Here is an 8,653-nt window from a genome sequence, read left to right on the forward strand (position 1 = left end):
CATGGGTTGCACCTCACTTTTTTCGTAGGATACCTACAGTATACTAAAAAAAGTAGGCTTACGCCTACCGACATTCATCTCCCACCTAAAATTGGTGTTTTCACACCTTCACATTTTTGAGGAAGGACTCTTCTGTCGGAAAATGATAAAACAAGAATAAATTATCTCTTCTATTGGAATATTGTGCAAAAACAAACTAATCTGCTAAGTAATTCTCATTTCACAAAAAGAGGTGTGAAGAAATGTCATTAACATCAGTTTTGTTAAATGTATTATTCAAAAAGGGGGATGCTAAAAGAGACAAAGGGTTAACTACCCCAGAAAATATCGAAAGATTGGACAACCTTGATTACTACGGGGATACAAGTGGAAACCATTTGCTTGACGTGTATTATCCAAAGGATACGGAAAAACCTTTGCCAGTAATTATATCGATTCATGGTGGCGGCTGGGTGTACGGGAACAAGGAAGCTTATCAGTTTTACTGCATGAATTTAGCCCAGTACGGGTTTACGGTAGTAAACTTCAACTACCGTCTTGCACCAAAGTATACATTCCCAGCAGCTCTGGAAGATGTAAATTCAGTTTTTCATTGGGTGAAGAGTAATTCAAAAAAGTTTCATATGGACTTAAATAATTTGTTCATTGTAGGTGATTCAGCGGGAGCACAGATTGCAAGTCAGTATGCAGCAATCATTACTAATTCAAATTATGCAAAACTGTTTGACTTCAAAATGCCTGATATAAGAATAAAAGCAATGGGATTAAACCACGGAATGTATGATCCTCTCGATAGAATAAAAAACAAAGAAACGAAAAAATGGTACAGGAATCTTTTATATGCTTTGATGAAGGACTACCTTGGAAAAGAAATTCACAAATATGAAAAGGAAATGGATTTTCAGTCAAACATTACGTCATCTTTTCCTCCTTCTTTTGTGACTTGCAGTGTTAATGATGGATTGGTTGGGATTCAACCTGTTTTCCTTAGTAAATTAGAATCTGCAGGACTTCATTATATTTACAAAGAATATGGTCATAAAGACAAAGCAAGCGGTCATGTATTCCACCTTGACTTAAGAAAAGATGAAGCAACAATACTCAACAATGAACAAATAGAATTTTTCCGCCAATACATGGGCAAATGAGGGGGTGTCTAGTAAGGAAGTAATTAAAACAAGTTGAAAATGCCTTGAATGAGATCATGATCTTATAAGCATTTAAATTAGATGGTGAAAGATCACCTGAAACTGAAGTTTGTATCTATGCTTTTCATAAACTTTTTTCTAAAACAGCTATACTTTTCTGGGTTCTGTTGCAAAGTTTGAAAAAGCATAAACAGCTTGGTAAATGAGGAACAATGTTTAGGAAGTAGCTAGTAATTGTTGAAGTTCATTGTACGTTGAAAAGGCGGAGTCTCTTTGAAGACTTCGCCTTTGTTTATATAGAGCATGAATGGTCTCGATACCTTTTATCGTACGTGAAGCATGACGAAGATTTTGAAATCCTGCAGATTTGGCAAAACGTCTCTTTACATGCCTATGATCCTGTTCAATGAGGTTGTTTAAATGTTTGATTGTACAATGGATTGTAGTTTGATAAAATCCTTGATAAGTTTCATCCAAATGCTAAGATAATCGTGCAGATTTATTTTTCACTTTCCAAATTTGATAGATGAGATTGCCATATTCATGAACCCATCGCATGATGGTTGTTGGGTGAACTGAAATACCACGTTCTTTCAGGATTTCAGAGACATCGCGATAACTTAAAGAAAAACGGCAGTAGTAGCCGACAGCTACTAAAATAATCTCTTTCTTGAATTGTTTTCCTTTAAAATATTTCATGCCTGATTCTCCTAGATCTTGTTTTCTAGAGTGTAGCTTCATGTAGAAAACCTTGCAACAGAACCATTTTTTGTAAAATCTTGTATCTTTTTGATTAGATTCTGTAGTATTGATTATAAATTAAAGATGTGCTGCTATTATAACGTCTTAACTTCTATCCGAAAGTAGTCTTCCACTTTTAAACGTGAAGGTGCGCCAGTGAAAGTGGAAGATGAATTTCGGTTAGGCATATCCTAAAGTTGTCTCTTTTTCATGCTATTATATTTTTCAAATCCGCAGGATTTCAAAATCTTCGCCACGCTTCCCGTACCTTGAAAGGCATCGAAACTATTCATGCTTTATATAAACGAAACCAAAGTCTTGGCTCAGACTTCGTTTTTTCGACATACAATGAATTACAGGAGCTACTAACAATCGCATAAAATATACGACTTTTTGTTAGCACCACTTAACCTTAACAAAACTTAGCAACAGAACCTTAGCAAGGCTCTACACGCTTCCCTATAAATACGAAAATTTTTAAGGAAACTTGGCGAAGAACTAATAAATCCTTATCTTATAAGAATAAACCAAAACAAATAGACTATAAATTGTTTTTAATTATATAAAAATTACATAATTAAAAACAATAGTATTGAAGTAATTTAATACCTAATAAAATCGTTATTAAAATTCATCTTCCAAAATTAGATTGCCAGCATCATTATCTTTCGTCAATCTCTGCTTCAGATAATTTTCTTTCGTAGTCCGATCATTTTTATGACCTACTGCAGCTGCGATGACATGAGGTGCTAGTCCTTTGTAATCATATAAGTACTGTACATAAAAATGTCTAAAGAAGTGAGGGGTAATTCTTATATTCTCTGTAAAGAATAACTTGGTATCCTTTATGATTTTAGAAATATATTGTGACAAGTAATTCTCTCTATAAGCAGTATGGTTCTTGGTTTGAAATATAGTCCCACCATTTTCATTTCCAATGTCTATAGGTAACCTTCTCCGAATTCTAAATGCAACAATACGATTAAAAATCTCCTTATTAATAGAAACAATTCGTTCATTATCTCCCTTTGTATCAACTGTTAAATAGTAACGTCCGCGTATAGCGTCATACTCAAGATTTTCCCACTTTGCATGTGCTACCTCTGCAACACGCAACCCTGTAGTAGCAAGGATCGACAATAAAGCGTAATTGATTTCATTATCCTTATAGTAATGAAGCAGTTGCTTTACTTCCTCATATGATAACTCACGTTTTGGTTTATGGTGTTTATTAACGGTCGTGCTTAGAATCTCTACATGAAGAGGTTCTTGGATATATTGGATTTCATATAGCCATTTCAAGTACGAACGGATCACACCAAGTTTTCGACTAATCGTAGATGCTTTGTATTTTTCTTTCGATTGATAGGAGATTGCCTCCTGAGATAACCACTTTTGATAGTTTCGGATATGACGTTTTCTAAGATTCCTCCAAACTTGGCCAACTGCATAACCTTTCACATCTTGCTGCAGAAATTCTGTACTTTGTTTGATGAAAAAATAGAACTGACTTAAATCACGTGCATATAGAGTCCTGGATGCATTCTTTATACGTTTTTCTTGATCAAAATGTGTTTGCCGATTTAAGTAGTAGTACAATATTTCTTCATCTGAAAATCCCTCATATGTATATGAATCTTCTCTTTCGTTATTTTCCTTTTTAAATTCAGCTTCATTTATATAATCACGATTCCATACTGAAATTATGTTTGTGAAATTTTGTTTTTGTTTTTCTATATTTTCTAAAGAAGTTTCACTATGAATTGTATTTAATTCAAATTTCACTGTTATTCAACTCCTTATTAATTCCTTTTATATCTACTATTATAACTGAATTAAATTATAAATCATTTACATAGAAAGATTAAATTTTATAAAAATGATAGTGAATAACAACTATAGAAAATTGTATATTTTCTATGGTTATACTATTCTTTATTTTATAAATAACTCTTTGTTATATTTCTTTAAATACAAATAATAATTTAATTAGTAAATATAAATAAATTTTATTTATTTAAGAAAAAAGATTAAACGTTATCTATGATATAATAAATTACAGTTATATATTCCTTGAAATTTAAATTAAACTACATAAATGATTGATTCAAATACAAATCAAATAAAAAGGAGAAATAACATGAACGAAAACCAACAAATTATTATGAATACAACAGAAGTGAAGGAGTATTTAGGTGTTAGTAATTTTGTTGTAAATAATCTGATGAAGCAGGAGCAATTAGTTCCAATTAATAAGGATACTTGGAGATTAGATGGAAGTTTCTTGTTCAAAAGAGAAGATGTCGAAGTGATTAAAAAAGAAAGAGAAACGGAAGGTCTTACTTTATACCAAGCTAGTAAAAAGTATGGTGTAAGCACATATCAATTAGAAAAATGGTTGGAAGATGGGGAGTTAACCGTTACTGTACAGGAACATCGTAACCGAGAGACTAAATTCATTAAAGAGGAAGAGTTAAAGCAACTTGTACAGAAATTTGATCAAGCAAATACTCTGTATACATATTCTCAAAAGTATAATACAGTCCTATTCCAGCGGTATATTCAAGGAAATACAATAGCTAGAGTTATTTCTATTCCGAAACGTGGCGATATTATGTTGATTGATGAATTTGGAAGTGAATTCACTCTAAAAGAAGCAAAGGAATTAGGATATATACCAGCATACGAGTTATCTGATAAACCACGTAGTCATCATCAAAGATTTGTTACATTCCGTATACCAAAATCTGATCAATTACGTAGTAGTTCTTTTCAACTTATTGATTTCATACTGCAGTATGTATCTCCAAGAAATTTAAAAGTTTTAGAAGAAGAAGGGTTTTGGTATTTTGATGTTCGCCAATCACTAATCGAATTACCTATGGGAATGCAATTGGAATGGATTGAAAGTTTAACACCTTATTTAATAGAAGGAAAATTAGTAAAACGTGTGAATAATAGCGTGTATTTAGATAGTAGCAGCGTGACTAAACCAGTTACGATGTCCAGCAAAGAATATCAAGCAATCAATAAAATAGTTGAAGAAACTAACAGTACAATCGAAGAATTCATCGCATCCGCTATTCGTGAGAAGATAAATAACTATCAAACATCACAAAACTAATTTGAAAATAAAAAAACAGCTAGATATTTTCTTAAAGAGGGCTCACTACCTGCCTATCAACTTGAGAAGTTTGTTGTTACCCAAAACTAGAAAAACGAGCTGAGCTGTTATAAGTAACCTAATTTATCCTTTTAAAAAGATTAGTATTGACCTTAAAAGAAACACGTTGATTTGAAAAAAATAACTTGATTATGAAATTTGCTATAATTACTTTGGGTATATTGAGCTAATCGCTTCTTGAGATTAGTTCTTTTTTACTTGTAACGGAATTTTACTACGCAGAATAGTGCAATATACTCATTTAAATATGATTGTCACACATAAGAAAAAGCCTTGCTGTATAAACAAGACTTTCTTATACAATAGTATATTTGCTATCCTCTGAAACACATAAATTGGCCGTATCAATTCTCACGTGACATTTCCCAAATCGTCGCTTGACTTCTGATTTCAATTTCTCATTTGCTTCTTCTAAAGAACGTGCTGGAATGATTGCGGATTGTAAATCTCTTTCCTTGCCACTATACATCACTGAAAAATTAATTTCATACCGATGCATCATGGTTCCCTCACTTCCCTTCTTTTGAAATCGCTCTGTCCATTCTAACGAAGGATAAATACCAATACTTAACCAAATATATGCAATATCTTCTGGAAAATTGTCTGTTATCCTCTTATTTCTTCAAAAATCTATATGAACCTCCTAACAAACTGAATAAGAAACAGATGTGAATTTGAAAGAAAGTTAGTATGTTTGTAAGAAAGGCGTGAAGTTTTGAATAAAGTTGCGCTGTTTAAAATAAAGTCGCGACGTTTATAAAAATGTTGCGATGCTCTATCTCTTTAGATAGTTATCTAAAGGGGTATTTTTATAGTAAAAAGGAAAAGAACATCTGAATTGAAAGGTAGATTAAGGAACTGTTGAGTGGCAATAAGTTATTCCGTTAAAGGGCCATTTAATGGAGGAAGGAGTATTAAGCAAGTTAGGTAGTTTAAGAATAATTTAAAATTATTCTGAATTTTATATGATGAGAATCTTAAAAGGGTAGGATCATTATAAGGGTACAATATAGGGGCTGTCCCATAAGTCAGAATTACTGACATATGGGACAGCCCCTTTTATTATTCAATAAAGCCAAATTTTAAACTGCAGTTTAAATTGACGATTTTTAGACATGCCTCAATCTAAATCCTATCAAAAAATTAAATATAAGTCTATTTCTCTTTTTAAGTTAATGTCAAAATTATCATATGTTCAACAAAATAGCATTATTTATCATTTTTTAATGAAGAAAGGGGCTTATAATATGAAACAAAATATTTATGACAATTCAACTTTCTTTGAGGGCTATAAGAAATTACGGGATTCAGGAATCAATTATAACAATTTTATTGAACAACCAGCACTAAAAAATTCTTTACCCGATTTAACAAATAAAAAGGTATTGGACTTAGGGGGTGGCATGGGGGAATTTACTAGGTACTGTATTAATAAAGGAGCTTTAGAGGTAGTTGGAGTAGATATTTCTAAAAACATGATTGATGTTGCAAGACGAAATAATATTCACGATAAAATCACATTTATAAATAGCTCTGTAGAAGATCTAGAGATATCTAAAGATTACTTTAATGTAGTTGTTAGTTCTCTTGCACTTCATTATGTAAAAGATTACGGCGCTGTAGTAAATAAAATAAATAGATTCTTAAAAAAGGGAGGGACATTTGTCTTTTCTACTGAGCATCCTATTGTAACTGCAAGAAAAAAAATGAATGGCTGGGTAACAGATGAGAACGGAAAGAAGCTGTATTTTCCAATAGATAATTATCAAGAAGAAGGGCAGCGTGAGCAGTTTTGGTATATTGATGGTGTAGTAAAATATCATCGTACGATTTCAACTCTTATAAATGAATTAATAAATAATGGCTTTCAGCTAGAGAAACTATCTGAACCAGTTGCTATAAAAGAAGGAATAGAGGCTATGCCTAAGATAATAAACGAAACAAGAAGACCATCATTTTTAATTATAAAGAGTACAAAAATATTCTAATAATGAAAGAGGGAGGTTCTGTTGCAAAGATTTCTAAACTGAGATAACCTGTAGAAAAAGTGTGAGCAGGAGAATGATATATGGGGTATTTTAAAGGAAAACAGTTTAAAAAGGATATTATTTTGGTAGCCGTCGGCTACTATTGTCGTTTTTCTTTAAGTTATCGTGATGTATCTGAAATCTTGAAAGAGCGCGGTGTTTCGGTTCATCCAACAACCATCATGCGCTGGGTTCATGAATATGGAAACCTTATCTATCAAATTTGGAAGAAGGAAAATAAAAATGTTCAATTATCTTGGAAACTAGATGAAACCTATATAAAAGTCAAAGGAAAATGGTGTTATTTATATCGTGCAATTGATAAAGACGGGCACACATTGGATATTCAACTTCGTAAAAAACGGGATCATCAGGCTGCCTATGCCTTTATGAAAAGATTAGTTAAAACGTTTGGAGAACCAACGGTTCTCACTACAGACAAAGCACCAGCATTACTTTGCGCATTTAACAAATTAAGAGAACAAGGCTTTTCTATAAATACAACTCATTGTACAAGCAAGCATTTGAACAATCTCATTGAACAAGACCATAGGCATGTGAAGCGACGTTTTTCCAAATCCGCAGGATTTCAAAATCTTCGCCACGCTTTCCGTACCTTGAAAGGCATCGAAACCATTCATGCTTTATATAAACGAAACCGAAGTCTTGACTCAGACTTCGGTTTTTTCGACATACAATGAATTACAGGAGCTGCTAACAATCGTATAAAATGTACAACTTTTTGTTGGCACCACTTAACCTTAACAAAACTTCGCAACAGAACCCCCAGATACAAATGATGGCTAAGTCTGATCCAGAAAACTTACGTTTTCGCTTTACAAACCCAAGTTCTCTTGCAAGTTTTTCTAAAAATACGGGTGTCACATATCGTTGTAATTCCTCTGCAAATGGTTGTAGTTCATCTTGAATCGAGACATTCATCAAAAAACGTCATCCTTTCTGCATATTTCTACAAAAAGAATAGCTGCTTTTTCGCTGTATGGATACAAATTTATCTTGGTTTGCTGGCTATGTAATGGGACTACTCCTTGTATTAACATTTTCTGTATTCATGAACCCAACGTATGATAGGTGTTGGATGAATTGAGATGCCACGTTCTTTTAAAATTTCAGAAATTTGATTGTACTAAATTTGACTTTTTATCTGCTAAAGAACGTTGCAACAGAACCATAGAAATTCTATTTTTTCGCAATTATTCCATCACTAAAAGAAGAGAAAATCTGTTGTTATAGAATAAGATAATGTCTCACTTTTTAAAGTTCGACGCCCCATAATCTTGTATGGTTACATTTACATGATATTTAATCGGTACTCTACTAAATGTTTGATCCCAATCTTTTTTGACTTTCTCCCATACTTTTGGTTCTTCAATTCTTAATCGGTTTCCAAAGCCAGCAACGTCAGCTTGATATTTTTTCTGCATTTTTTCTGTTACATGATGCACCAAGTGCTTTACTTCTTGTTCAGCAACTTTTTCTGCCCTTTTTAAAAATTCATTTTCAAAACCTTTTCCTGAGTGCATCCAATTTTC

General features: G+C 32.5%; 7 protein-coding genes and 4 pseudogenes. 5 read left to right on the plus strand and 6 right to left on the minus strand.

Translation table 11 applies throughout. The annotated features are described in order from the left end of the window. Positions 1–242: 242 nt before the first annotated feature. Positions 243–1,148, plus strand: a complete 906-nt coding sequence (locus tag AC1M36_RS27995) for an alpha/beta hydrolase (protein ID WP_336454561.1) — start codon at positions 243–245, stop codon at positions 1,146–1,148. Positions 1,149–1,364: 216 nt separating this feature from the next. Here AC1M36_RS27995 and AC1M36_RS28000 read toward each other — a convergent pair. Further along, a pseudogene (locus AC1M36_RS28000) lies at positions 1,365–1,847 on the minus strand (DDE-type integrase/transposase/recombinase). Positions 1,848–2,110: 263 nt separating this feature from the next. On the opposite strand from AC1M36_RS28000, the pseudogene AC1M36_RS28005 reads away from it, so the two are divergent. Beyond that, a pseudogene (locus AC1M36_RS28005) lies at positions 2,111–2,269 on the plus strand (IS6 family transposase); the annotation flags it as partial. A 244-nt stretch (positions 2,270–2,513) separates the two neighbouring features. Here the strand turns inward: AC1M36_RS28005 and AC1M36_RS28010 are convergent. After that, positions 2,514–3,674 carry a tyrosine-type recombinase/integrase gene (locus AC1M36_RS28010; RefSeq protein WP_479846495.1) on the minus strand — a complete coding sequence of 387 codons (1,161 nt, stop codon included), beginning with the start codon at positions 3,672–3,674 and terminating at the stop codon, positions 2,514–2,516. Between the two features lie 355 nt (positions 3,675–4,029). Between AC1M36_RS28010 and AC1M36_RS28015 the strand changes: the two genes are divergently transcribed. Then, entirely contained in the window at positions 4,030–5,013 is a 984-nt protein-coding gene (locus tag AC1M36_RS28015) for a DNA-binding protein (protein WP_336454563.1), read from the plus strand. Between the two features lie 355 nt (positions 5,014–5,368). Here the strand turns inward: AC1M36_RS28015 and AC1M36_RS28020 are convergent, their stop codons facing one another. Beyond that, on the minus strand, positions 5,369–5,575 hold the full coding sequence (locus tag AC1M36_RS28020; protein ID WP_336454564.1) for a hypothetical protein: 207 nt from the start codon (positions 5,573–5,575) through the stop codon (positions 5,369–5,371). 745 nt (positions 5,576–6,320) lie between these two features. On the opposite strand from AC1M36_RS28020, the gene AC1M36_RS28025 reads away from it, so the two are divergent. Then, positions 6,321–7,061, plus strand: a complete 741-nt coding sequence (locus AC1M36_RS28025; RefSeq protein ID WP_479846496.1) for a class I SAM-dependent methyltransferase — start codon at positions 6,321–6,323, stop codon at positions 7,059–7,061. 80 nt (positions 7,062–7,141) lie between these two features. Continuing rightward, on the plus strand, positions 7,142–7,801 hold the full coding sequence (locus tag AC1M36_RS28030; protein ID WP_479846497.1) for an IS6 family transposase: 660 nt from the start codon (positions 7,142–7,144) through the stop codon (positions 7,799–7,801). 85 nt (positions 7,802–7,886) lie between these two features. Here the strand turns inward: AC1M36_RS28030 and AC1M36_RS28035 are convergent. The 3 genes and pseudogenes from AC1M36_RS28035 to AC1M36_RS28045 form a co-directional block, all read right to left on the minus strand. Next, positions 7,887–8,042, minus strand: a pseudogene (locus AC1M36_RS28035) (IS4 family transposase); the annotation flags it as partial. 124 nt (positions 8,043–8,166) lie between these two features. After that, a pseudogene (locus AC1M36_RS28040) lies at positions 8,167–8,247 on the minus strand (IS6 family transposase); the annotation flags it as partial. A 121-nt stretch (positions 8,248–8,368) separates the two neighbouring features. Continuing rightward, the coding region (locus tag AC1M36_RS28045; RefSeq protein ID WP_479846498.1) for a Ger(x)C family spore germination C-terminal domain-containing protein at positions 8,369–8,653 on the minus strand (285 nt) is incomplete at its 5' end.

Source organism: Bacillus sp. Medicinal_06, from assembly GCF_056711665.1.

Bases quoted from the DNA above. Each gene is read 5' to 3' on its own strand.
- AC1M36_RS27995 (WP_336454561.1), top strand. From the start codon at position 243: ATGTCATTAACATCAGTTTTGTTAAATGTATTATTCAAAAAGGGGGAT.
- AC1M36_RS28015 (WP_336454563.1), top strand. From the start codon at position 4,030: ATGAACGAAAACCAACAAATTATTATGAATACAACAGAAGTGAAGGAG.
- AC1M36_RS28020 (WP_336454564.1), bottom strand. From the start codon at position 5,575: ATGATGCATCGGTATGAAATTAATTTTTCAGTGATGTATAGTGGCAAG.
- AC1M36_RS28025 (WP_479846496.1), top strand. From the start codon at position 6,321: ATGAAACAAAATATTTATGACAATTCAACTTTCTTTGAGGGCTATAAG.
- AC1M36_RS28030 (WP_479846497.1), top strand. From the start codon at position 7,142: ATGGGGTATTTTAAAGGAAAACAGTTTAAAAAGGATATTATTTTGGTA.